This is a genomic window from Synechococcus elongatus PCC 6301, assembly GCF_000010065.1.
Lineage (GTDB): Bacteria > Cyanobacteriota > Cyanobacteriia > Synechococcales > Synechococcaceae > Synechococcus > Synechococcus elongatus.
Genome location: NC_006576.1, coordinates 477,491 through 499,691, shown reverse-complemented (window position 1 = coordinate 499,691; position 22,201 = coordinate 477,491). Strand labels below are relative to the sequence as shown.

The 22,201-nt window shown below is 55.8% G+C and carries 21 protein-coding genes; 8 read left to right on the top strand and 13 right to left on the bottom strand.

Going from position 1 to position 22,201, the window contains the following annotated elements; translation table 11 throughout:
• Positions 1 to 40: 40 nt before the first annotated feature.
• The 4 genes from rodA to SYC_RS02275 form a co-directional block, all read right to left on the bottom strand.
• The gene (gene rodA / locus SYC_RS02290; protein ID WP_011242757.1) at positions 41 to 1,306 is read right to left on the bottom strand and encodes a rod shape-determining protein RodA; all 1,266 of its coding nucleotides are present in this window, start codon (positions 1,304 to 1,306) and stop codon (positions 41 to 43) included.
• 31 nt (positions 1,307 to 1,337) lie between these two features.
• On the bottom strand, positions 1,338 to 2,423 hold the full coding sequence (apbC, locus tag SYC_RS02285) for an iron-sulfur cluster carrier protein ApbC (RefSeq protein ID WP_011242756.1): 1,086 nt from the start codon (positions 2,421 to 2,423) through the stop codon (positions 1,338 to 1,340).
• Between the two features lie 143 nt (positions 2,424 to 2,566).
• A complete protein-coding gene (locus SYC_RS02280; protein ID WP_011242755.1) occupies positions 2,567 to 3,037 on the bottom strand; it encodes a CRR6 family NdhI maturation factor in 471 nt (156 codons plus the stop codon).
• A 140-nt stretch (positions 3,038 to 3,177) separates the two neighbouring features.
• Positions 3,178 to 3,966 carry a pentapeptide repeat-containing protein gene (locus SYC_RS02275; RefSeq protein ID WP_234701792.1) on the bottom strand — a complete coding sequence of 263 codons (789 nt, stop codon included), beginning with the start codon at positions 3,964 to 3,966 and terminating at the stop codon, positions 3,178 to 3,180.
• A gap of 294 nt (positions 3,967 to 4,260) precedes the next feature.
• Between SYC_RS02275 and SYC_RS02270 the strand changes: the two genes are divergently transcribed.
• From SYC_RS02270 to SYC_RS02260, 3 genes are all read left to right on the top strand, one after another.
• Positions 4,261 to 4,536 (top strand): HU family DNA-binding protein, encoded by a 276-nt coding sequence (locus tag SYC_RS02270; RefSeq protein ID WP_011242753.1) that lies wholly within the window; start codon positions 4,261 to 4,263, stop codon positions 4,534 to 4,536.
• A gap of 18 nt (positions 4,537 to 4,554) precedes the next feature.
• Positions 4,555 to 5,628, top strand: coding sequence for a threonine-phosphate decarboxylase CobD (gene cobD, locus SYC_RS02265; RefSeq protein ID WP_011242752.1), 1,074 nt, complete (start codon positions 4,555 to 4,557; stop codon positions 5,626 to 5,628).
• A 253-nt stretch (positions 5,629 to 5,881) separates the two neighbouring features.
• Complete coding sequence (locus SYC_RS02260) at positions 5,882 to 6,415, top strand: response regulator (RefSeq protein WP_173282515.1); 534 nt, start codon at positions 5,882 to 5,884, stop codon at positions 6,413 to 6,415.
• Between the two features lie 336 nt (positions 6,416 to 6,751).
• Here SYC_RS02260 and SYC_RS02255 read toward each other — a convergent pair whose 3' ends face one another.
• Genes SYC_RS02255 through SYC_RS02235 form a run of 5 tightly spaced genes read right to left on the bottom strand, consistent with a single transcriptional unit; the run spans position 6,752 to position 11,608 of the window.
• The gene (locus SYC_RS02255; RefSeq protein ID WP_011242750.1) at positions 6,752 to 8,335 is read right to left on the bottom strand and encodes a serine/threonine-protein kinase; all 1,584 of its coding nucleotides are present in this window, start codon (positions 8,333 to 8,335) and stop codon (positions 6,752 to 6,754) included.
• Complete coding sequence (locus tag SYC_RS02250) at positions 8,332 to 9,273, bottom strand: RluA family pseudouridine synthase (protein ID WP_011242749.1); 942 nt, start codon at positions 9,271 to 9,273, stop codon at positions 8,332 to 8,334. The genes SYC_RS02255 and SYC_RS02250 overlap by 4 nt, the downstream gene beginning before the upstream one ends.
• Positions 9,270 to 10,361: an AI-2E family transporter gene (locus SYC_RS02245; RefSeq protein WP_011242748.1), complete on the bottom strand. Its 1,092-nt coding sequence runs from the start codon at positions 10,359 to 10,361 to the stop codon at positions 9,270 to 9,272. The genes SYC_RS02250 and SYC_RS02245 overlap by 4 nt, the downstream gene beginning before the upstream one ends.
• 6 nt (positions 10,362 to 10,367) lie before the next feature.
• Positions 10,368 to 11,231, bottom strand: a complete 864-nt coding sequence (ylqF, locus tag SYC_RS02240; protein WP_011242747.1) for a ribosome biogenesis GTPase YlqF — start codon at positions 11,229 to 11,231, stop codon at positions 10,368 to 10,370.
• Positions 11,228 to 11,608 carry a universal stress protein gene (locus SYC_RS02235; protein ID WP_011242746.1) on the bottom strand — a complete coding sequence of 127 codons (381 nt, stop codon included), beginning with the start codon at positions 11,606 to 11,608 and terminating at the stop codon, positions 11,228 to 11,230. The genes ylqF and SYC_RS02235 overlap by 4 nt, the downstream gene beginning before the upstream one ends.
• A gap of 247 nt (positions 11,609 to 11,855) precedes the next feature.
• On the opposite strand from SYC_RS02235, the gene SYC_RS02230 reads away from it, so the two are divergent.
• Both SYC_RS02230 and SYC_RS02225 read left to right on the top strand, forming a co-directional pair.
• Complete coding sequence (locus SYC_RS02230; RefSeq protein WP_011242745.1) at positions 11,856 to 13,064, top strand: phosphoglycerate kinase; 1,209 nt, start codon at positions 11,856 to 11,858, stop codon at positions 13,062 to 13,064.
• Between the two features lie 204 nt (positions 13,065 to 13,268).
• Entirely contained in the window at positions 13,269 to 13,931 is a 663-nt protein-coding gene (locus SYC_RS02225) for an EcsC family protein (RefSeq protein WP_011242744.1), read from the top strand.
• Positions 13,932 to 13,951: 20 nt separating this feature from the next.
• On the opposite strand, the gene SYC_RS02220 is transcribed toward SYC_RS02225, so the two are convergent.
• From SYC_RS02220 to SYC_RS02205, 4 genes are all read right to left on the bottom strand, one after another.
• On the bottom strand, positions 13,952 to 15,502 hold the full coding sequence (locus SYC_RS02220) for a mercuric reductase (protein WP_011377869.1): 1,551 nt from the start codon (positions 15,500 to 15,502) through the stop codon (positions 13,952 to 13,954).
• A gap of 2 nt (positions 15,503 to 15,504) precedes the next feature.
• Positions 15,505 to 16,176 carry a TVP38/TMEM64 family protein gene (locus SYC_RS02215; protein ID WP_231621404.1) on the bottom strand — a complete coding sequence of 224 codons (672 nt, stop codon included), beginning with the start codon at positions 16,174 to 16,176 and terminating at the stop codon, positions 15,505 to 15,507.
• Positions 16,177 to 16,747: 571 nt separating this feature from the next.
• On the bottom strand, positions 16,748 to 16,903 hold the full coding sequence (locus SYC_RS02210; protein ID WP_011377870.1) for a high light inducible protein: 156 nt from the start codon (positions 16,901 to 16,903) through the stop codon (positions 16,748 to 16,750).
• 448 nt (positions 16,904 to 17,351) lie between these two features.
• Positions 17,352 to 19,472, bottom strand: a complete 2,121-nt coding sequence (locus tag SYC_RS02205; RefSeq protein WP_234701791.1) for a serine/threonine-protein kinase — start codon at positions 19,470 to 19,472, stop codon at positions 17,352 to 17,354.
• Positions 19,473 to 19,688: 216 nt separating this feature from the next.
• On the opposite strand from SYC_RS02205, the gene rpmG reads away from it, so the two are divergent.
• Genes rpmG through SYC_RS02195 form a run of 3 tightly spaced genes read left to right on the top strand, consistent with a single transcriptional unit; the run spans position 19,689 to position 22,188 of the window.
• Positions 19,689 to 19,883 carry a 50S ribosomal protein L33 gene (rpmG, locus tag SYC_RS13505; RefSeq protein ID WP_011242739.1) on the top strand — a complete coding sequence of 65 codons (195 nt, stop codon included), beginning with the start codon at positions 19,689 to 19,691 and terminating at the stop codon, positions 19,881 to 19,883.
• Positions 19,884 to 19,938: 55 nt separating this feature from the next.
• Positions 19,939 to 20,154 carry a 30S ribosomal protein S18 gene (gene rpsR / locus SYC_RS02200; RefSeq protein ID WP_011242738.1) on the top strand — a complete coding sequence of 72 codons (216 nt, stop codon included), beginning with the start codon at positions 19,939 to 19,941 and terminating at the stop codon, positions 20,152 to 20,154.
• A gap of 21 nt (positions 20,155 to 20,175) precedes the next feature.
• The gene (locus tag SYC_RS02195) at positions 20,176 to 22,188 is read left to right on the top strand and encodes a ribonuclease R family protein (protein WP_011242737.1); all 2,013 of its coding nucleotides are present in this window, start codon (positions 20,176 to 20,178) and stop codon (positions 22,186 to 22,188) included.
• Positions 22,189 to 22,201 lie beyond the last annotated feature (13 nt).

Genomic DNA, 22,201 nt, shown 5'->3' with positions numbered 1-22,201 from the left:
GATGCTCCTTAAGGAAAGGCGATCGCAACCCGTTTGACGTTCAGTAGCGGCTGATCTGCCGAAAGCGCCAGACCGATTCGACAATTCCGATCGCAATGAAATTAGCCAGTAGGGCCGATCGTCCATAACTGAGCCAATGCAAGGGAATCCCGGTGACGGGGCCAAGGCCAATTGTCATGGCAATGTTGATCACGATCTGAAAAACCAGCATCGACAAAACGCCGATCGCCAACAACGAACCAAAGTTATCGCGGGCACTGGTGGCGATCGCAATCAGCCGCCAGCAAACTAGCCAAAACAGCAGGATGACGGCGATCGAGCCGACAAACCCCAACTCTTCGCCCACAGCCGAAAAAATGAAGTCTGTGTGCTGCTCGGGAATAAAGCGCAGCTGCGTCTGAGTACCTTGATTGAGCCCTTGGCCCCAAATTCCTCCGGCCCCGATCGCGATCCGGGCTTGGATCAGGTTGTAGCCCCCACCCAGTGGATCTTTATTGGGATCGAGGAAGAGAATCAGGCGGTCTTTTTGGTAGTCCTGCAGAAGGTTTTGCCAAGCCCAACCCGCCACCACACCACTGGCCACATTGGTCAGCAGTGCTCCAATCGCACCGCGCCAGCGCCACGCAAAACTCTTCCAGCCAACGGAAGTCACGATCGCCAGCCAGACGGGCCAGGCCCAAGGCAGCGCCTCAAACAAGATGGCTGAGGGCAAGGGCGAGAGCATCAGCAATAGCCAGCCCGGTTTGGCATTGGCCCAATAGAGCATGCCAAACACGATCGCTCCAAAGATCAGTGAAGTTCCGAGGTTGGGCTGCAGGAAGATCAGTAGCCAAGGCACCGACATAATCGCGATCGCTTTGATCAGCCCCGGCAAGCGATCGGCCGTTTCACGGCTCAGAATGGCTGCCAGCACTACAATCATCAGCGGTTTGGCAAATTCCGAGGGCTGGATGTTAAAGCCGCCAATGCTGATCCAGCGTTCAGCCCCTAGGGCTGTGGTGCCGACAAAACGCACCGCAATCAGTGAGAGACAGGTGACCCCATAGAGCCACCATTGCAGCTTCAGCCAGTTGTCATAGCGCCAGCGAGCGATCGCCAGCGCCAGTCCTACCCCCACTGCCCCGGTAATCCAGTGCTGCCACCAATCGGCGAAGTTTTGGTTGGCTTGAGTGCTGCGGATCAGCAAGCCGCCCAACAGGGTCAGGGCAATCGGAATGAACAGCAGCCAGCGATCCATGCCCTTCCAGGCATCAAGGAAGGCAAACTTTTGACGCCACTGCCCAAACCGCAAGCCACGAGCCAGCATGGATGTCCTCAGAACCGAACCTTAAGGCAGGTTAGCTTTCTTGTCCTAATTCCTGGGTAAGGGCCGCAACTGAAACTGCCGCCGCAATTTTTTGTGCAATCGCAGTTAAGGCTTGTGCCGAGGCAGATTCGGGCTGACTGACCACGATCGGCACCCCGCGATCGCCACCCTCGCGCAGCGGAATTTCGAGGGGAATGCCGCCCAGTAGAGAGACTTCCAGCTCTTTCGCCGTCTTTTCACCACCGCCAGAGCCAAAAATGTCGTAGCGGCGATCGGGCAGATCGGGCGGGATGAAATAGCTCATGTTCTCGACAATACCCAGCACTGGCACCTTTAGCTGCTGGAACATCCGCAGACCCTTGCGCGAATCCAGTAAGGAAACCGTCTGAGGGGTCGTCACAATCACCGCACCGGCCAGAGGCACCGCCTGCGCCAAGGTCAACTGTGCATCACCTGTTCCCGGCGGCATATCGACGATCAGGTAATCCAGCTCGCCCCATTCTGTTTGATAGAGGAACTGGCGAATGATGCCGTTTAGCATCGGGCCGCGCCACATCACCGGCTGATCGGGATCGATCAAAAAGGCCATCGAGACGAGTTTGATGCCGTGGGTCTCAATCGGAACTAGGATGTCGCCTTGGGGACTGGGTCTGACGCTGGGTTGGGCATCGGCAACCCCCAACATTGTTGGCGTGTTCGGGCCATAGATATCCGCATCCAGCAGACCGACGCGAGCCCCGGCTTTAGCCAGAGCGACAGCAGTGTTGACCGAAACGGTGCTTTTACCAACGCCGCCTTTACCGCTGGAGATCGCCAGAATATTGCGGACGCCACCAATGCCTTGGCGATCGGGCAAGCTGCGCTGCTGAGGAATTTCGGCCCCCACTTCGATCGCGACACTTGCGACGCCCGGCAGCGCTTTCACAGCCTTCTCGCAGTCCGCCACAATCAGCTCGCGCAAAGGGCAAGCCGGTGTCGTCAACACCAGACGAAAGCTGACCTGATCGCCCGCGATCGCTACATCGCGAATCATGTTGAGTTCCACCAAGCTGCGACGGAGCTCTGGGTCTTCTACCGGACGCAGGGCATCCAAAACAGCCGCGGTCGTCAAAGTCATAGGAGTGAGGGCGTGAGCAGCTACAGCCCTCTATCTTATCGACAAGCGTTCTCCCAGCCCGGCACTCTCAGCCCAGGATCTGCAGCAGTGGACCATAGATCACTCCGAGCCAGAGACCAGCCGCCTCCGCCTGTCATCAGCGATTAGAGCAGCTCAAAGAAACTTTCGTCGATTTCAAACCCCAGAATCTGTGCAAAGTTTTTGAGGCGACTGCTGCCCGACAAACCACGATCGGCGAGTTGCTGAGCGAAGTAGAAAATTTTGTGGTTGACCCAAATTGCCAGAGCTTCAGGATTGAACTGTAAGCCTTCATTGCGGCTGAACTGATGGGGCACCAACATGGCGGCGTAGCGCACCAGCTCACCTGACTGCCAGTTCACTAGTAGGGGGAATTGGGGATAGGTCGCATCTAAGCGGATAAACCAGAGGCGAATTTCGGGAATCTCCGCCAGTTCTCGCGGGTCATCTTCGCTACGCGGCCATTGGATCTTGAGACAGACTTGCTGCTCAAGGGTGAGCCAATCGGCAGTCTTCAACTCCGGCAAGGCTGTCTGGACAGGACTGAGGTCAAGCTGAGCGATCGCGTCTGCCGGTAAAACAAGGGTACGGCTCATCAGCGCAGCAAAAGACAACCCGTCTATTATCAGGCGTCCCCTCCACCCAGATGGCTGTCTGGCCTGAGCTGAGGCGACTCAAGGCCATTAAAGTCCTCAATTGTTTTCGCTGCGATCGCCCAATCCGCCGGGCTCCCTTGCTAGAAGGGGAAGCCCAGTAAGAAGGGCAGCACCCCTTGGACAATGCCCGTCAGCACGGCCAAGGCTGCACTCCCGCCCCCGTTACCGCCATTGCTGCCACTGCTGGCGACCCGTTCTTGAGCCGCAACGATGGTGGTGCGCAGTTCCTGCGATCGCTTTTCGCCTTCCGGATTTTGCTGACTTTTGTAGAGTTGCTCTGCTGCTTGGGCATCGGCGATCGCCTGTTCCGATCGCCCCAGACCTTGATAGGCGATCGCGCGGCTGAGATAGGTGGAGGCAGATTTGGGATTGCGTTGGAGAGCGAGGTCGAAGTAACTGATGGCACGCTCAAATCGACCCGCCTGAATCGCCTCAATGCCCCAAGCTTGATAGCGTTCAAAAGGCAGCGCGGTTACATCCAATCCTTGAGCACCCTGAATGTGGGCCAAGGCCAACTGCTGCGGCGTCAGAATTGCCTCTGTCAACCAAGCCTCCCGCAGGTCAACTCCGTCGAGGCGTGCCCCAGTCAGATTGGCGCCGGCAAGATTGGCCCGCTGTAGCGACGCCCCGCGCAAATCCGTTTGGCGCAGGTCGGCTCCGCTCAAGTCAGCACCGCTCAGATTGGCTCGCTGCAGATTGCTGCCGGTCAAGCGGGCCCCTGAGAGTCGGGCCAGCACTAGGCCAGAGTCTTGGAGATCACAGCGTTCACACTGGCGAGTCGTCAGCAATCGCTGTAGGTCTTCGGGATTTTCTGCCCAAACAGCGATGGGCCAGAGTGCGATCGCCAATCCCCAAGCAACGCTGCGCATGGCTGTGCCCATCCCAGAAAAACCTACGCTAACGGATCAACTGCAAGCCGACAATTCGTCCAGAAAGATGCGTTGAATATTTAGAAAGTTCCCATCGTCAGTTCTAACGAGTCCACATAAATTAACGAATTGCTGGGATCGCTTCTCCAGACTGGACACCTAGAATAGGGCAGCGATAGCCCTCTATCTAAACAGGGTAAAGCCTGTTCGGGGAGCGAGTTTCAGCTCCCAAGCGTCACCGAATCATCCGAGCATTAATGCTCGCGCATTGTTGAGTTTTCAAGGAGATAGCCCATGAACAAGGGTGACTTGATCGACAAGGTTGCGGATCGTGCCCACGTTACGAAAAAACAGGCAGAACACATCATTTCAGCGGCACTCGACACGATCATCGAGGCAGTCTCTGGCGGTGACAAAGTCACCTTGGTTGGCTTTGGTTCCTTTGAACCTCGCGATCGCAAAGCGCGGGAAGGCCGCAATCCCAAAACTGGACAGAAGATGAAAATCCCTGCAACGAAGGTTCCAGCCTTCTCTGCCGGTAAGCTCTTTAAGGAGAAAGTCAGCACCTAGGATGGGTGCTGAAATGCCTTGACCCGACCCAACCATGGGGGAAACCTGCGCTGGGCTGCTGGCCTAGCTGGGGCTTCCCCAGCTGACCTTCTTGATTTTTCAGCCAGTTTGAATCCGCTGGGGCCACCAGCTTGGCTGGCGACTTGGCTACAACAGCATTACACCCACCTGATTGCCTATCCTGATCCCCAGTATCGGCAGCTTCGAGAGGCGATCGCCCGACATCACGACTGCGATCCTGACTGGATTTTGCCCGGTAACGGGGCAGCAGAATTACTGACCCGGGCAGCCCGCGATCTTGCCGCTTGCCGCGAAGTTTTGCTACTCGGACCCGCCTTTCGGGACTATGAACGCGCCCTCACTGCCGTTGGTGTTCCTTGGCGGCGTCTAGCCCTACCTCTCGATCGTCCAGCCTCTCTGGCAACTCTGCGAGGTTTACTGGAACCTCAGCTCACACCTGAGACGGGCCTGCTGATCAATAATCCCCACAACCCCACGGGCTGGCTCTGGCCCTTGCGAGACCTATGGCCGCTCTTGCAGCGCTGCCGCCTGGTGGTTGCAGACGAAGCTTTTCTGGACTTTTTGCCGACTGCAGCGGACTGGAGCCTGCAGCCTTGCTTAGCTCAGAGCCGATCGCTAGTGATTGTGCGATCGCTGACCAAGTTCTACAGCTTGGCAGGGTTGCGCCTGGGCTATGCGATCGCCCATCCCGATCGTTTGGAGTCATGGCAGCAGTGGCGCGATCCATGGTCCGTCAATGGTCTCGCAGCAGCTCTAGGGCCGGAACTGCTCGCAGATCATGATTTTCAAGCCGCGACTTGGAACTGGCTCCCCCCAGCCCGCGCCGCATTAGCCAGCGGTTTAGCCTCGATTCCGGGACTGCGGGTGCTGCCGAGTCAGGCCAATTTTCTGTTGGTGCAAGCCGAGGACTCGATCCTGCCCTTGCAGGAGCGCCTTCTGCAGCAGCATCGGCTGCTGATTCGCGACTGCCTGAGCTTTACGGAATTGGGCGATCGCTGGTTCCGGGTGGCCGTGCGCAGTTCGGCGGAAAATCAACGCCTTCTGGAGGCGATCGCCGCTGAGCTGGCCTAACAAGCAACGACTGTATGCCCGCTCCTCACGAGAGACTGAGAGGGCGATCGCGATCGCGGCTCAGTTCAGCGCCCGCCAAGAGGTAAATAATCACAGCGCTCAACGTTTTGAGTCACCCAATCACAGGCGATCGCTGCGGCACTCCATCTGATAGGGCTGCATGTCAATCGCTTGCCGATACGTTACCTGCACTCCACAATCAAGGTCAGGGATAGGGCTGGAATTCCACCCAACGGCACAGAGGAGAGAACTGGTGAGCCTAGAGAAAATCCTGATCATTGACGACAGCCGCGTGATTCGGGCCCGTATCCGCGACATGTTGCCTCAAGGCAACTTTGAAGTGCTCGAAGCCCAGGATGGCGCTGAGGGACTGCAATTGATTCGGCAGGTTCACCCCAATCTCGTCTTGATGGACTTTCTGATGCCACGCATGAATGGCTGGGAAGTGCTCCAGCATCTGCAGCAGGACGCCACGCTCTGGGATATTCCCCTAGTGGTAATGTCTGGCCGCAAGGAAGAGGTGACGGAGCACGTCACGGAACCCTTCGAGTATTTCGAGTTTGTTGGCAAACCTTTTGAGCGCCACGACCTGGTGGAGGCCATCCGCTCGGCCATGACCAAGGCGCGGCAACGAGCGGCCAAACCTGCGCCAGCACCTACAGCAGCAGGCAGTAGCGCTGAGGTGGCAGAGCTCAAGCAACGGCTGAAGACTGTCGAGGAAGAACTCGCATCGCTGAAGCGCCAAATGGGGCAGCTAGTGACGTTCATCAAGCAGCGGTTGCAGTAGCCAGCAAAGACTCCGAGCGATCGCGCTTCGAGAGGAATGTCCATAGCAGTCTTTTAAGTGGGTTAAGACGATTTAGTTTTGGGTGGGTTGGTCTAGCTTCAACGACCTCCAGCCGTGGGGATGTTCGCACCCCCACCGCGCGTACTATGGGGTCTTGACTCCACCCCCCCCCCAGCCGCAACAAGATTTCGCGTGAGACTGATCGGTGAAGCAGCGATCGCAGCGGGTAGAACTCGCTTATTTTGATCACGGGTTAGAGGCTGATTTCTCTAGCAAAAACGTCCTAATCTCTTTGTCCAAAATCTATGTTGATTCTCCCCAGCCCAAAACGGAGGACTAGCGGCGGGGTTCTAGCACCGCCAAAAACTGGGACTCCACCAGCTTCAGTCCATCGCTATCCGGGGCGATCGTGAACGATCGCTGCTCTCGTTGCTGACTGCCATCGGGCCAGATGTAGCGGTTCTCACCAATCAGCTCAATGCGATCGATCGACTGACGTGTGATGCTGAGATTCTCAACGGTCACCTCCCGGAACTGCTCGAAGAATTGCGGATCAAATTGGGCAGCTAAATCACCGGCAAAGTAGGTCTGCGCGATTGACCAATTCCGGGCTGCGATCGCACCATAGAGCGATTCCACCGTGGCGATCGCGTTGTCAGCGGTCAGCGTGGTGGGGACTTTCGTCTCGTTACTCCCTCCAAACCACTGCTCAGCCAAGGTGCCAAGGGGGTTGTTTTTAGCAGCTTCTGCCTCAGCTTTAGCCCGCTCCGCTTCGGCTTTTGCGGCTTCGGCTCGGCGTCGCGCTTCCTGAAGATTGGCCTGTAGTTCTTCAAACTGCTGCCGCAAAGCTTGTTGTCGAGTCCGCTCTTGTTCCTGCCAAAACCATAGGCCCGTGGCAAGGACAGCTCCAGTCAGGCTTAAAACCAGAAAAATTCCAATCCCGAGCCACAGGCTTCGTTGCTGTTGGGGGCGATCGCTGCGGGGCAGCGGTGGCGGTACCGGTTGCAGCGATCGCGTTGGGGGAGCACTGCTGGGCGTTTGTCTTGCCTTTCGTTCCTTCTGCTTCCTGGGCTGCTGGCGAGGTGCAACCACTTGCGTCGCGATCGCTGTGGTTGAAGCGGTCAAAGCTGCTTGCATCTCAGCAACAGAGCTGTAGCGCTGGATGAGTTGGGGCTGACTGGCGCGTTCTAGAATTCGGCGCAGCTGCGGATCGAGGTCAGGTAGCAACGCCTCCCAGAAGATCAAACCCGTCTGGTGATCCGTCGGCCAGTCTAGGGGATCTTGACCTGTCAAGATAAAGCCGATTGTCATCGCCAAACCGTAAAGATAGGTGGCAAAGGTGACTCGCCCCATCGCCTGCTCTGGTGCCATATAGCCCGGCGTGCCAATCACCTTGGAAGCCGTCCGCAGTTGGGTGGCGCTAGCGGTTTCGATCGCCTGACGCACTGCCCCAAAGTCAATCAGCACGGGCCGACTGTCGGACTCGCGCAGGATGATGTTGTCCGGCTTAATGTCGCGATGAATGGCACCCGCTTGGTGGATGGTTGCCAGGATCGCCAGCAGTTGTTCCAAAAGCGATCGCGCTTGCTCGGGCGACTGCCGTCCCAGTTGTCGCAAGGTTTGACCGGCAATGTATTCCTGAACGAGGTAGAGCTGACCGGCTTCTTGGAAATAGGCATAGAGGACTGGTACGCGATCGCAGTGCTGCCCGAGGTGCTCGAGCACTGCCGCTTCCCGTTCGAAGGCTGCAAGAACCACCGGCAAAATGCTGTCATCTGCGGGCGTTTTCAGTTGCTTGACCACCACCGATCGCCGGGAGGGCGTCATGGTGTCGATCGCCAGCCAAGTTTCGGCAAAGCCCCCTGATGACAGAGGCGCTTGCAATTCGTAGCGACCGGCTAAGAGGGTGGAGGCGCTCACGATTGGGCACTCCGATCGCGAAGGACACGCAACAGACGTTGAAATTCTGCCGGTAGTGGGGCTTCCACCGCGATCACCTCGCCCGTGCGGGGATGTTGCAAACTCAGTCGCCAGGCATGGAGGGCTTGTCCCTGCAGATTGACCCCGAGCGATCGCCCATTGCCGTAGAGCGGATCGCCCACTAGTGGATGCCCCATGTGATGACTGTGAACGCGGATTTGGTGGGTGCGGCCCGTTGCCAGCCGATAGTGCAGCAGCGCATAGTTACCGAGCCGTTCCCTGACCTGCCAGTGGGTGAGTGCCCAACGCCCGCCCCGTTCAATCGGTACAACCGCCATTCGTTTGCGATCGCGCAGATGGCGGCCAATCGGCTCTTCAACCTGGCCACTATCTTGACGAGGCGAACCAAAGACCACACCCAGATATTCCCGCTGGGCGGTTTTCTGGCGGATTTGATCTTGTAAAGACAGCAGGGCGGCTTCTGTTTTCGCCACCACCATCGCCCCTGTGGTGTCCTTGTCTAGACGATGGACAATACCCGGCCGCTGTTCCCCACCAATGCCCGTCAGGGAGTCACCGCAGTGGGCTAGCAGAGCATGGACGAGCGTACCAGTGTCATGTCCCGCCGCCGGATGCACCACCATCCCCACGGCTTTGTTGACGATCAATAGGTCAGCATCTTCATAAAGGATGTCGAGGGGAATCTCTTCAGGGGCTAGCGCGATTGCTTCCGTCGGAGGCATTTCCAGTTCGAGGCGATCGCCCAAACGCGGCTGCCAGCGCTTCTGATCACAGACTTCTCCATTGACCCGCAGCTGACCCGCTGCAATCAGTTTCTGGAGGCGTGCCCGCGACAGATGCGGCCACTGCTGGGCAAGCCAACGATCGAGCCGCTCAGAAGGCACTTCTGTGATTTCTAGTTGCAGGCGATCGCTCATGGCTGAGTTGCCTCAGACGGCAGCCCTTGCTTGGCCAAGTCCTTGGGTTGGAGATAGAGCCGCTCGAGTAAAAGAGCGCCACCAGCAATCCAAGGGGGCGCAATCACGGCTCCAACGATCCCCAGGAGTTGCACCCCTCCCAATACCGCCAAGAGCTGATAGAGCGGATGGATCCCGACTGCAGCGCCCACCAGCAGCGGATCGAGCACATAGCTTTCTAGATTTTGAATAATGACAAACAACAGCAAAACCCAGAGAAATAACCAAGCGCTATCGCCCTGCGCTAGGGCCACAAACAGAGCCGGAATGGCCCCTAGGAAAGGCCCAAGGAAGGGAATCAGATTGGTGAATCCTGCGATCGCCCCCAGACCAATGGCGTAGTCGCCCAATCCAAGGGTGCGCAACCCTAGCGCGATCGCAATGCCCAACAGCAACGACACCAGCACTCGTCCGCGAATATAAGCGCCCATACGCTGCCCGACAGGGCCGAGTAGTGCAGCCAGGCGATCGTCCCAAGGGGCAGCAAAGAGTCGCACAAAGCCTCGCCCCAGCGTTTTGCTGTCAGCAACTAAGTAACTGGACAGGAGTAGACCCAGCACAACGCTGAAGAAGCCACCTAAGATGCCACGGGTGATGCCATAGGACTGACGAAGTAACTGCTGCGAGGTGTTGATCACCCAGCCTGCCACCTCCTGAGGATTGACCAACTGGGGCAAGAGCGGAGAGTCTTGCAAATCGAGCTGTTCGGCAATGTCAATCGAGAGGAGTTCTACCCGTTCAACGAGGTTGGGCAGTTGCCGTAACAGGGTCTGAATTTGGCTGATCACGAGGGGACCCACCAGCAGGCTCGCCCCCGTCAGGATGGCCAGCAAGCCGCCATAAGCGACCAGCACGCCTAACCAACGCGGCAAGCGCCATTGCTCGAGCTGATTCACGATCGGCGCAATTGAGGCAGCCAACACGATCGCACTCATCAGGATCAAAATTAGGCCGCGCAACTGCCAGAGCATCAGCAGAATGAGGGACAGCCCCACGATCAGCAGCAGGCTATCAGTTGTGAGGGAAATGCGGCGATCGCTCTCGCTCATGGGAGATTAGGCCGTTGGAGGAAGTTCAAGGGCGATCGGACCAAGGCTGCCCCGCCGAAAATCATTGAGCAGCATCAGGGCTGTTCGCTCGCGATCGCCCTGACAACGATGATCGGCCAAGGCTGCGAGGTAGGCTTCGCCAGTATCGTCGACCGACAATCCATAGCGATCGAAGAAGAGGGTTGGGGTCACGCCACTGAGGGGCTGTGCTTCCAGGGCTTGCAGGCAATCGACGAGAGCCGCTGCCACCCGTTGATTGTCGTAGGCTGCTTCGCCAATGTCATCACAGAGCGCCAACTTTAGGGCTGCTGTTTGATCATCTAGCCGACTCGGCAGAACTCCAGGGGCATCTAGCAGATCCAAATGCTCACTGACCCGCACCCAGCGCAGCGATCGCGTCACACCAGCACGACGAGCACTTTCGACGACTTTTTTCTTCACCAAGCGATTGATCAGGGCCGACTTGCCAACGTTGGGAAAGCCAATCACCACTGCGCGTACCGCGCGGGGAAGCATTCCCCGTTGCTTGCGGCGAGCATTCATGGCTGCTCCTGCTGCCTGAGCTGCTTGCGAGAGCTGTGCCACTCCAGTACCCGCGTGGGCATCAGTCAATAAAACGCGATCGCCTTGGCTGCGAAACCAGTCGATCCAAGCCTGTCGTGCTGGTGCTGGAATCATGTCCAAGCGGTTAAGAATGAGCAACCGCTCCCGACTTCCCAGCCAGCTTTTCAGGCGCGGGTGATCGGTCGCGAGGGGAATCCGCGCATCCCGGACTTCCAAGACCACATCGACCCGTTTTAACTGTTCCTGCAGCTGGCGTTCAGCCTTGGCAATGTGACCGGGATACCACTGAATTTGCGGAGCGCTCATGGCACAACTAACACGGGACAGGGGGCAAGATTGATGACTCGGTTGGTGACACTTTCCGCCGCTCCTTCCGGAGTCAGGCCAATGCCCCGACAGCCCATCACGATTAGGCTAGCGCCCACTTCATCGGCAACGTCACAGATTGCGAAGGGTGGATTGCCTTGACGCTCGACGATTTCCGGCACAATACCCTGGGCTTCAAACAGCGATCGCCCCTTGTCGAGCAGCTCTGCCCCAGCCGCTGCCGACTCCGCATCATCGGCCACCACCGACAGCAGCACCAAGCGACTGCTGTATTGCTGCACCAACTCCAGGACCAACTGCGATGGCTCCCAGGCTTCGCGGCTGCGATCGACAGGAAACAGAATTGTCTCAAACATGATGGCTCCCTCCGCCCAATTCAGACCCCTCTATTCAGTAATAATGATTACCGTCGATGCTCCGAATTCAGCGGGACTGCCCTGATTTTTAGTGATCGGCAGACTGCGAGCCGTTGGGTTGTGGGCTGCGATCGCTCATCCTTGAGTGCTGTTTCGCAACTGATCCCCTTTTGACTGCGCGCGATCGCAGGAGTTTGGGCGATCTTGCCCCGCTGAGCTGAGCCTGTCCTAAGGAGACTATCCAACCGTGTCCAAAAGAACTTTAGCGAGCCTGACCGCCGCTGACTTAGAGGGCAAGCGGGTCCTCGTGCGTGTCGACTTCAATGTCCCTTTGGACGGCAATGGGAAAATTACGGATGACACCCGCATCCGTGCGGCTCTGCCGACGATTCGCTACCTGTCGGAAAGTGGTGCCAAGGTGATTCTGGTCAGCCACTTTGGTCGTCCCAAAGGCAAGCCCGTCGAGAGCATGCGCTTAACGCCGGTGGCTGAGCGCCTCTCGGAATTGCTGGGTCGCCCTGTTGTTAAGACAACCGATGCTGTGGGTGCCGGTGCCGAAGCGCAAGTGGCAGCCACCAGCAATGGCCAAGTCGTGTTGTTGGAGAACGTGCGTTTCCACGCTGAGGAAGAAGCCAACGACGCTGAATTTGCGAAAGCACTAGCTAGCTTGGCCGATATCTACGTCAATGATGCCTTTGGTGCTGCTCACCGGGCTCACGCTCCCACGGCTGGCGTGACTGAATATCTTTCGCCTTGCGTGGCTGGTTACCTGTTGGAGAAAGAGTTGCAATACCTACAAGCCGCGATCGACAATCCCCAACGGCCCTTGGCTGCGATCGTCGGCGGTTCGAAAGTTTCCAGCAAAATTGGCGTGATCGAAACGCTGCTGGATAAGTGCGACAAACTGCTGATTGGTGGCGGCATGATCTTTACCTTCTACAAAGCCCAAGGACTTTCGGTCGGCGGCTCACTGGTAGAAGAGGACAAACTCGATCTGGCGCGATCGCTGATGGCTAAAGCGCAAGAAAAAGGCGTGCAACTGTTGCTGCCCGTGGATGTAGTAGTGGCCGATAAGTTTGCGCCGGATGCTAATGCCAAAACCGTGGCGATCGATGCGATTCCCGATGGCTGGATGGGCCTAGATATCGGACCTGAGTCGGTCAAGCAATTCGAGGGAGCCTTGGCCGATTGCCGCTCGGTCATTTGGAATGGCCCGATGGGCGTATTTGAGTTCGATCAATTCGCTGTCGGTACCGAAGCGATCGCTCGTAGCTTGGCAGGACTGACCCGCAAGGGTGCAACCACGATCATTGGTGGTGGTGACTCGGTCGCTGCCGTTGAGAAAGTCGGTGTTGCTTCGGAAATGAGCCACATTTCCACCGGTGGTGGTGCCAGCTTGGAACTGCTGGAAGGCAAAGTCCTGCCGGGTGTGGCTGCACTGGATGACGCTGCCTAAGCTCTACTGCTACCTGATTTAAGTTTGTTCCTTTGACTGAGCAGCCTTGCGATCGCAAGGCTGTTTTTTTATGACCGGCAATCCTGAAGTATGGGCAACTGTAGGCTCAGCGCTTTTCTCCATGACCTATACGGTATGGTTTTGTAGTCTTGACGAAAGATAAGAAATTTGTAAAGTGTTTATAGTCAGTCAATTTTACAAACTATGACTTCTTCTTTTGAATCTTCAGCAATTAACTCTTCTGAGATCAAGTTGCTTGAATTACCAATTATTAGAGATGCTATTGGAAAAGCCCAGGCTGATGGGGTTGATTGGGGTAAAAGTTTTGTCAATGATGATCGCTGGAACGGTGACTGTGACCGCATGTGTGATCATGCCATTCGAGAAGCAATGATCTGGTCAGCAGGGCAAGGAGCTGTTACTAGTGTGGGCGGAGCTGCCACAATCGTTCCTGGCCTGGCTGCTGATCTTTCGCTCTTTCTTTATTCTCAAATCAAACTTGCTGCAGCTTTGTTTACTATCCATGGAATTGATGTGAGAGATGAAGAGGTTCGACCGTTGCTACTGGCCGCAGCTGCAGGCATTGCCGTAACAGATTTAATAGACATTATTGGCGTTAAAGTTGCTCAAAATGCCGTTCGCAGAACACTCATGTCTATCCCAGGCAAAACACTAGCCCAAATCAATAGAATTCTTGGTGTCAGATTAATTTCAAAAGCCGGTCAAAAAACTATGACTAATATGGTTAAATTAGTTCCTATTGTTGGTGCAGTTGCAGGTGGAGGTGTTAATGCAGCAATGATGGGAGCCTCAGGAAAGCTTATTCAGAAGTTTATTGCTGACTATAAGTCGGCACAGTTAAGTTAATCAATCTCTCTACCAAACTCTTATTTTGAAAATATCATTAGTAATTTCAGTAGCTGTTTTGTCATTGGTGTTAGTAAAGTACGCCGGTAATTATCAGCTGCCTTTTTAATTCCTTCCGCTTGGGTTGGATAGGGATGAATGACACTACTGAGAGCACTCATCCCTAACTGATTTGCGATCGCGGTAGTGACCTCTGAAATCATTTCACCTGCGTGAGGAGCCACAATCGTTGCGCCCAGAATTTTATCTGAGTTTGGCTGATGATGAATTCTAATAAACCCCGCTGTCTCTCCATCTAAAACAGTGCGATCGACTTGATCGAGAGGAATGGTAATTGTTGCGATCGCAATTCCTTGATGTCGCGCTGCAGTTTCTGAGAGACCAACATGGGCGACTTCTGGATCAGTAAAAGTAACGCGGGGAATTATCAAATCGCTGACTTTTGATTTGCCAAGCCCAAAGGGTGAAAAGAGCGCATTTTTAATGACAATCCGAGCTGCCGCATCCGCTGCATGGGTGAACTTCCAGGGTGAACAGACATCACCAGCCGCATAAATTTTAGGATTGGTTGTTTGTAGATAGTCATTGACTTTAACTCCATGAACTGAGTCATAATCAACGCCAACTGCTTCTAGGTTGAGATCTTGAACATTTGGCGATCGCCCGGTTCCAACTAAAATCTCATCAACTTCAAGAACAGATTCTCGACCTTCTTGCCGAAAGGTGATTAATTTACCACTCGCTGTTCTTTCGATCCGTGTGATTTCGGCTGAGAGACAAACTTGTACGCCATCTGCTCTCAACTGGTTTTGAATGACTTCAGCGGCCTCGAAATCCTCTTTAGGTAACAGTTGCGATCGCCTTTGAAAAAGCGTGACTTGACTGCCTAGACGTTGGAACGCCTGAGCTAACTCGCAACCGATCGGCCCTCCGCCAATGACAGCTAAGCGACGGGGACAATTAGACAGAGAGAAAACAGTCTCATTGGTTAAAAAGCCAGAAGCCTCCAAGCCTTCAATATTTGGGTAAGTAGCTCGCGCTCCAGTTGCAATCACAGCTTTTCGAAACTTGAGTGTTGCCTCACCCACTTGAATTGTGTTGCGATCGCAAAAGCAAGCTTGGCCCAAAAAGACATCAACCCCTAGCGCTTGGAACCGTTGAGCTGAGTCATGCACACTCATGCCTGCTCTCACTTTCCGAAGACGCTCCATAACCGCGGCAAAATCGACGGCGATTGCCTCTGGAGCGACTTGAATACCCAGTGTGTTTGCACGTTGGAGCTCCCCAATCACTCGCGAAGAACGAATTAATGCCTTAGAAGGAACACAACCAAAATTGAGGCAATCACCACCCATGAGTTGCTTTTCAATTAAGGCAACTTTTAGCCCTAAGCCTAGTCCTGTCGCTCCAGCAGCGACCACGAGCCCGGTTGTTCCTGCCCCAATCACCACGAGGTCATAGCAATCAGCAGGCTCGGGGTTTATCCAATCCTGGGGATGGACGCGATCGATCAGTAATTGGTTGTGAGAATCGGCAGGACTCACGAACGCTATGAAAGACTGTGATGACAAGACTATTGATCTCCCTGGGGGTTCACAACCGTTTGTAATGAGTGGCGAGCTAGTCGCGTGACATAGATTGTCACAACAATAGTTGCGCCTAAACCAATCAAATTAATGACCCATCCTAAGACTGTCTGTTGAGGGCGATCGCTCAAACTCAGTGTGGCAATATTGCCAGCCAACGAACCTAGATAGACGTACAAAATGGTGCCAGGAACCATCCCTATCGACGCTAAGGCGTAATCTCTGAGCGTTACGCTGGTCACACCGTAGGCATAATTCAAAAAATTAAAAGGGAACAGCGGTGAAAGCCGAGTCAGAAAGACAATTTTTAAGCCTGCTTTTCCCACTGCACGATCAATCGCTGCAAAGTTTGGATAACTCGCTAGTTGACGAGAGATCCAACTCCGCGCTAGATATCGCCCGATCAAAAAAGCAGCGATCGCTCCAAGCGTGGCCCCAACAAAAACATAGAGCGAGCCCCAAACCAAACCAAATAGAACTCCGCCGCCTAGGGTCAGAATTGCGCCAGGAACAAAAGCGATCGTCGCAATGGCATAGAAACCAATGAAAGCGATCGCAGCCCACGGCCCAAGATTACCAATGCTTTCCAATACCCCCTGAAGCACTGCTTGCAGATTCCAGACACTGATTGAAGCTGGCGCGATCGCTGAAAGGAGCATAGGCACTCGTGAGGCTACCCAAGGAACAGAAACCAGTCAGTCTATTGTCTCGAGGATTCTGCTTGGCTAGATGAAAAACAGATGACGATTCATGGGTGAGGGCTGTTTAGTCATCTTGAATTCGACTTATGGCCAAAGCGTCTGTCTATGCTTGCTACCAGCAAAAATCTTGACAGTCTAGATCTCTGTATCTATTACTGGCGGCGGATGTTGCTGGGGTCGGCTCAAAACTCTCGAGGACGCAGGCCCAAAGAACAACTCCAAGGTCTTTCCGTGTTTCGACCTTGGAGTTGTTCTGAGCGTTCACTCCTCACTCGCCCTTTAGCCTAACGGCTAGGTCAAGAGCATCGGTTTAGTCTATGCCACTTTGGCAACTTGGCACAGATTTTTGCTCAAACGTGATTGCAGAACTCTTATCAACTGTCTTGGGGCAGCCCCTCTAGAGATCGCAGGGCTCAAGTATTTCAGCGCCTCAAACAAAATAGCGATCGCCACTGACAGATGAGGAAGCGATCGCTGGCGGCTAGAGGTTTAGAGGAGGAGAGAGCCTCCGTTGAGGCGGCGACAAGTCTTACAGCAATCCGAGTTGATGCAGGATGCCCTGACCAGTCAGAACTTCGGTCAGCAGGCCGATGAGTAAGCCCATCATGGCGAAACGACCATTCCAACGTTCAGCCCGCACGCTGGTGAAGCCGTAGTTTGGGTCGAGGCCTTGTTGTTCGTCCATGGTGAAATCCTGTAACGACATCCACAATGTAACGCATTTATTGAGTTTTGTAAATTTATGTAAATCATTAGGGGTGAAAGCAGCTAAGAACAGTTTTTGTTGACCGATTCGCCCTCCTCGCGCAGCCCTTGAAGCCCAGGTGATTAGGTCCTCCACTGCCAAGCAAAGCTTGCCAGACACCATTGGTCGTGCAGACTGCAGCACTCTTGGTTGGATGAGCAGTTCGCGATAAGGTCCCAGGCAAGGAGCAGGGGTAAGCCGCGATCGCAGCAGGAATAGGTCATCGGCATTGACCTTGCGGCGAGTCAGCCCCAGTAGCCCAATCTCAACCAGCAGAAATTCAGTTGTTCAAAGCAACCTGAAGCGCTACACAGAGCATTCGTAGCGACTCCTGTAGTTGAGGTGACGACGCTGTGAGTTCTGTATCTGATGGACTGAGCCGCTGAACCTAGGGTTGCTGTGGGGCTTCAGGCACAGCGGGGGCCTCTGGGTCGGGTAGAGGAGCCGAGGGTTCGGCAGGAAGTGTAACTTCTGGCTTGGTCGGGGTGCCAGCACTGGGCGGGACAGGAGTCGGATTCGGTTGCGGTTGCGGCGCTGGCTCCGGCTCTGCGATCGCCCGTTGAGCATTCACACTGAAACTGACTGTGCCACCTGCAGCTGAGGTGACCACAATTTGATAGACACCACCAGCCATCAGGGTTCGCTGGAGTTGGGGAGCATTGTCCCCAGAAATGATCGCCTCACCACTGGCATTGGCGGGTGCAAAGACGCTGTAGGCACTGCCAGCGCCACCTGAAAAGTTGAGCTGTAGTACTTCACCGGCCTGCATCGGCAAGAGGAAAATGCGGCCTTGGCCCGGTGCCAAATTGCCGCCAACTTGCGCGGTACCGTCTTCATTCCAGGTCAGCAGAGTCACTCCTTCACCGGCCTGCAGGATCGCTGCCTGAGCTGCCGCGATCGCCAGCCAAACTTGTTCTCGGGGGCTTCCCCGCAGGGGTGCCGCTGAATCATCGCTGAGGTAGCTGTACTGGGCATCAACGACTGCTCGGAAGGCGGCCTCACTCACAGACTGTTGTTGGGCGATACCCAGCCAACCACTCAGTTCACTAATGCTGTAGCGCCCTAAACGCGATCGCTCCGCCACCGGCAGGCTATTCAGCCGCACAATCCAGTTTTTGGCCAAGCTCAGCCAGCGCTGCTGGAGTTCTCGATCTTCAGGGCGATCGCTGGGTGGTTGTCCCCGCCGCTCTGGGACAGCTTGGAAAAAGCTTTCATTAACTAACAACTCAAAGAAAGCCGGATCAACTTGCATGGCTTGCAGTTGATTCGCCAACTCGGCCCGCTGCTGACTGAAATTCGTTGGGTCCGGCGTTGGATCCGGCAGGGGCAAGGTGGGTGTTGTGGGCGTTTGGCTATCGGTTTGCCAGCCCAGCCAAGTGCGAGCTGCCCACCAGCCGGTTCCCGCTGCAAACACCGCAAACACGATCGCTAACACGGCCCAGATGAAGCGCTGGGTAGTTGCGGCTTCTTCAACAGCAGCAGAGCTCCCGGGCTCGATGGATGCTGAGGGCGGTGTCAGGATCTGAGTGGGCGCTGGCTCGACTGCCGGCGGTGCAATCACCTGACGGGGAGCAACGACAACAGTATCGAGCTGGCTTGGGGTAGGGCTGGGGGGGTGAATTGGTTGGATCGGCTCTGGAGTCAGAGCCACACCCGTGAGGGCCGCTTGCACCTCTGCAGCACTGGCAAAGCGATCGCGCGGCCGCAAAGCCAGCATGCGATCGAGTACTGCTGCAAAGGTTGGGTCAAGGCTGAGATGCTCTCGCCAAAGCCATTCCAAGGTCAGGGGATCTTGGAGGTCTTGGGGGTCTTCGCCCGTCATCAAGACCAGCAGAGTAACAGCCAAAGCGTAGAGATCACCGTGGGGATAGGCAATCCCCTGCTGCATTTGCTCGCCCGGTGCATAACCTGCTTTCCCGAGCCGAGTAGCGGTCAATGGTCGCTGACGCCGCTGGGCAAACTGCGACACTGCTTCCGCTGCTGCCGCCTTGACGCCACCAAAGTCGATCAGCACCGGCAGTCCATCGCGATCGCGACAGATCAAGTTGTCTGGCGAAATATCGCGGTGAACCACACCCGCCTGATGGAGGTAGTTCAGCACCGGCAAGAGATTTTGCAGCAGACTCAGCGCTTCGGCCGGGCTGAAGGTTTGCCCTTGGGCGCGACGCATCTCCAGAATTTGCTGATAGGTCTGCCCAGCCACATAGTCTTGGACCAGCAACAGCCGACCTTGCCCCCCATGGGTCACCCGCAGTAGTTCCCGAAAGCGGGGAATCTGAGGATGCTCAATTTGGTAGAGAACCCCAGCTTCGCGGTGAAAGAGGTCTTGAGCTTTCTGGAGACTCTCTTCTCCTTCAACTTGGGGCGCAAATTCCTTGAGCACGCACTCTTCTTTAAAGCGATTTAAATCCTTCGCCAGATAGGTGCGGCCAAAGCCCCCCTGTCCGAGTTCCCGCACCACCTGATAGCGATCGCTCAGCACCACTCCCAGCTGTAACTCGGTCGCCATTCTGGCTGGGAACGGTGAAGAGGAAGGATTGGAAGTCATGGATATCCAGAGCCTGACTAGCCTACAGGGTACTGTGCCTATTGCTTGCTTGGGGCAGCGATCGCCCAGACCTGCATCCGGCTATTGCCAGCGGCCCTCAACTTGTATTACTTGCCCCCAGAGGCGATCGCATGGCATGATTCAAGATTGTGTCTTAACCATCAAGGTCGAACAATCATGGCCAAGGCGAAGGGCGCCCGCATCGTGATCACTCTCGAGTGCACGGAATGTCGGTCCAACACAGCTAAGCGCTCTCCAGGCGTGTCCCGCTACACCACGCAGAAAAACCGTCGCAACACGACGGAACGGCTAGAAATCAAAAAATTCTGCCCGCACTGCAACAAGCACACCGCACATAAAGAGATCAAATAGGTCTGCCAGTGCAGAACCCTGATCTCCCTTGTCGTTTGTTTTTTCGGGATCCGTCATGAGCTATTTCCGTCGTCGTCTCTCTCCCATCAAGCCCAGCGATCCAATCGACTATAAAGATGTCGATCTGCTGCGCAAGTTCATCACCGAACGGGGCAAAATTCTTCCCCGTCGGATCACTGGCCTGACCGCACGTCAACAGCGCGATTTAGCGGTTGCAATCAAGCGGGCTCGGATTCTGGCCCTGCTACCGTTCCTCAACCAAGAAGGCTAAATCCTGCCCTAGGACAAGCTTGTGGAAGCAGGAACGCTGATTGAGTTTCGCCTAGGTGGTCAACGCCACTTAGGCGTTTTGGATCGTCCAGACGGCAAAAAAAATTGGATTGTCGTCGATGAACGCGGGGCAAACCGCTCGCTCCACCCCCGCGATTTCACCTATGTGGTGGCGGGACAAATCTATAAACCCCAAGAGCTTGCTGCTTTTCGCAGGGAAGTGGAGGCCCTACTCGACCCCGATGCGTTAGCGATCGCTTGGGAAATGTTGGTTGATGAAGGGGAAGAGGCAGAACTCGCAATCCTCAGTGATCTGCTGTTCTCACAAGCGGATCCAGCCGCCCTCTACGCGACCTTTCGTCTCTTGGATGACGATCGCACCTACTTCCGGCAGCGCCGCGATCGCTACGAAGCGCGCAGCCGTGAGCAAGTCGCTGAGCAGCAACGACAGCTGGCGATCGCTGCTGAAAAAGCCCGACTCTGGCAAAACTTTCTCGATCGCTGTCAGCAGGCACAAGGTGGTGAGACTGTCACTTGGATCGATAGCGATCGCCCTTGGTTGAAGGCCCTCGAACAATGGGCACTCTTTAGCGAAGACGGCAACAACACTCGAGCTGCGACCGAAGTTCTGACAGCTTTAGGTCGCCAAGCCTCGGCTCAGGCTGCCCATGACCTGTTGGTCGCCTTGGGTTACTGGCAACCGCACGAAAATCTCTTTTTGCGCCGCAGCCAAGTCCCGACAACATTCCCTGTCGCGGTGATGGATGTGGTTCAAACTTGCTTAGATGCTCCTCCCGTTGACCGCGATCGCCGTCAGGATCTCAGCCATCTCAAGGTCTACACGATCGATGATGAGAGTACACGGGAGATTGACGATGGTTTGAGCTGTCAGCGGCTCAGCGACGGTCGCCTCCAACTCTGGGTGCATGTTGCTGACCCAACCCGCTTGATTGAACCGGGCGATGCCCTAGATCTGGAAGCCCGTCGCCGCAGCACCACCATCTATTTACCCACCGGCATGGTACCGATGTTCCCCTTGGAACTGGCGGCCGGTCCGATGAGTTTGGTGCAAGGGCAAGCCTGCTGTGCCCTCAGCTTTGGTATCTGTCTGGATGAGCAAGGGGCGATCGCCAGCTACGAGATTGTGCCCAGCCAAATTCGACCGACCTATCGCCTCACCTACGAAGATGTCGACGAAATGCTCGACCTCGGCGTGACAGCAGAGCAAGAATTACTCGACCTCTGGGAGATGGCCCAACGGCGACGCCGGTGGCGGCACCAGCAAGGGGCGATCGCCATCAACATGCCTGAGGCGGTGATCAAGGTCTCTGAAGCCGACGATCAAATCTCGATTTCCGTGCTAGAAGAATCGGCTGCGCGTGCCCTCGTCGCCGAAATGATGATTCTGGCAGGTGAAGTCGCGGGCCACTACGGCGCAACAAACGGCTTACCGCTACCGTTCCGGGGACAGCCCCAACCGGAATTACCGAGCGAAGAAGAATTGCTGGCGCTGCCTGCCGGTCCTGTCCGATCCTGTGCAATCCGGCGCTGTATGCCTCGCAGCGAAACGAGTCTCAACCCCCAGCGCCATGCCAGCTTGGGCCTCGACCGCTACTCGCAGGTCACCTCCCCGATTCGGCGCTACACCGACCTCGTTACCCACTTCCAAATCAAGGCGCATCTGCGGGGCGACCAACTCCCCTTCAGTGCAGAAGAACTGGAAACACTGCTGCAGAGTACCCTCAGCCTCAGCTATGAAGCCGTGCTGGTGGAGCGGCAGACCAATCGCTACTGGGGTCTGGAGTACCTGCGTCGTCAGGGCGATCGCATCTGGTCGTCCCTGATTCTGCGCTGGCTGCGAGAGCACGAGCAACTTGCGTTGATTCTGATTGAAGACCTTGGCTTAGAGCTGCCAATTCGCCTCAGTCAGCCCGTGGAACTGGGCGATCGCTTGGCTCTACGCGTCACCCACGCCGACCCGCGCCAAGATCGCATCCAATTTGAGGTGGTCGAAAGCCTAGAGTCTGTGGACTAGATCCACAACAATT

What these genes read in the sequence shown, in the direction of transcription:
- SYC_RS02245 (WP_011242748.1), bottom strand. Translation starts at nt 10,361, where the DNA reads ATGAGCGAGAGCGATCGCCGCATTTCCCTCACAACTGATAGCCTGCTG.
- SYC_RS02215 (WP_231621404.1), bottom strand. Translation starts at nt 16,176, where the DNA reads ATGCTCCTTTCAGCGATCGCGCCAGCTTCAATCAGTGTCTGGAATCTG.
- SYC_RS02280 (WP_011242755.1), bottom strand. Translation starts at nt 3,037, where the DNA reads ATGAGCCGTACCCTTGTTTTACCGGCAGACGCGATCGCTCAGCTTGAC.
- apbC (WP_011242756.1), bottom strand. Translation starts at nt 2,423, where the DNA reads ATGACTTTGACGACCGCGGCTGTTTTGGATGCCCTGCGTCCGGTAGAA.
- SYC_RS02225 (WP_011242744.1), top strand. Translation starts at nt 13,269, where the DNA reads ATGACTTCTTCTTTTGAATCTTCAGCAATTAACTCTTCTGAGATCAAG.
- SYC_RS02250 (WP_011242749.1), bottom strand. Translation starts at nt 9,273, where the DNA reads ATGAGCGATCGCCTGCAACTAGAAATCACAGAAGTGCCTTCTGAGCGG.
- rodA (WP_011242757.1), bottom strand. Translation starts at nt 1,306, where the DNA reads ATGCTGGCTCGTGGCTTGCGGTTTGGGCAGTGGCGTCAAAAGTTTGCC.
- ylqF (WP_011242747.1), bottom strand. Translation starts at nt 11,231, where the DNA reads ATGAGCGCTCCGCAAATTCAGTGGTATCCCGGTCACATTGCCAAGGCT.
- rpmG (WP_011242739.1), top strand. Translation starts at nt 19,689, where the DNA reads ATGGCCAAGGCGAAGGGCGCCCGCATCGTGATCACTCTCGAGTGCACG.
- SYC_RS02275 (WP_234701792.1), bottom strand. Translation starts at nt 3,966, where the DNA reads ATGCGCAGCGTTGCTTGGGGATTGGCGATCGCACTCTGGCCCATCGCT.
- SYC_RS02210 (WP_011377870.1), bottom strand. Translation starts at nt 16,903, where the DNA reads ATGGACGAACAACAAGGCCTCGACCCAAACTACGGCTTCACCAGCGTG.
- SYC_RS02235 (WP_011242746.1), bottom strand. Translation starts at nt 11,608, where the DNA reads ATGTTTGAGACAATTCTGTTTCCTGTCGATCGCAGCCGCGAAGCCTGG.
- rpsR (WP_011242738.1), top strand. Translation starts at nt 19,939, where the DNA reads ATGAGCTATTTCCGTCGTCGTCTCTCTCCCATCAAGCCCAGCGATCCA.
- SYC_RS02205 (WP_234701791.1), bottom strand. Translation starts at nt 19,472, where the DNA reads ATGGCGACCGAGTTACAGCTGGGAGTGGTGCTGAGCGATCGCTATCAG.
- SYC_RS02270 (WP_011242753.1), top strand. Translation starts at nt 4,261, where the DNA reads ATGAACAAGGGTGACTTGATCGACAAGGTTGCGGATCGTGCCCACGTT.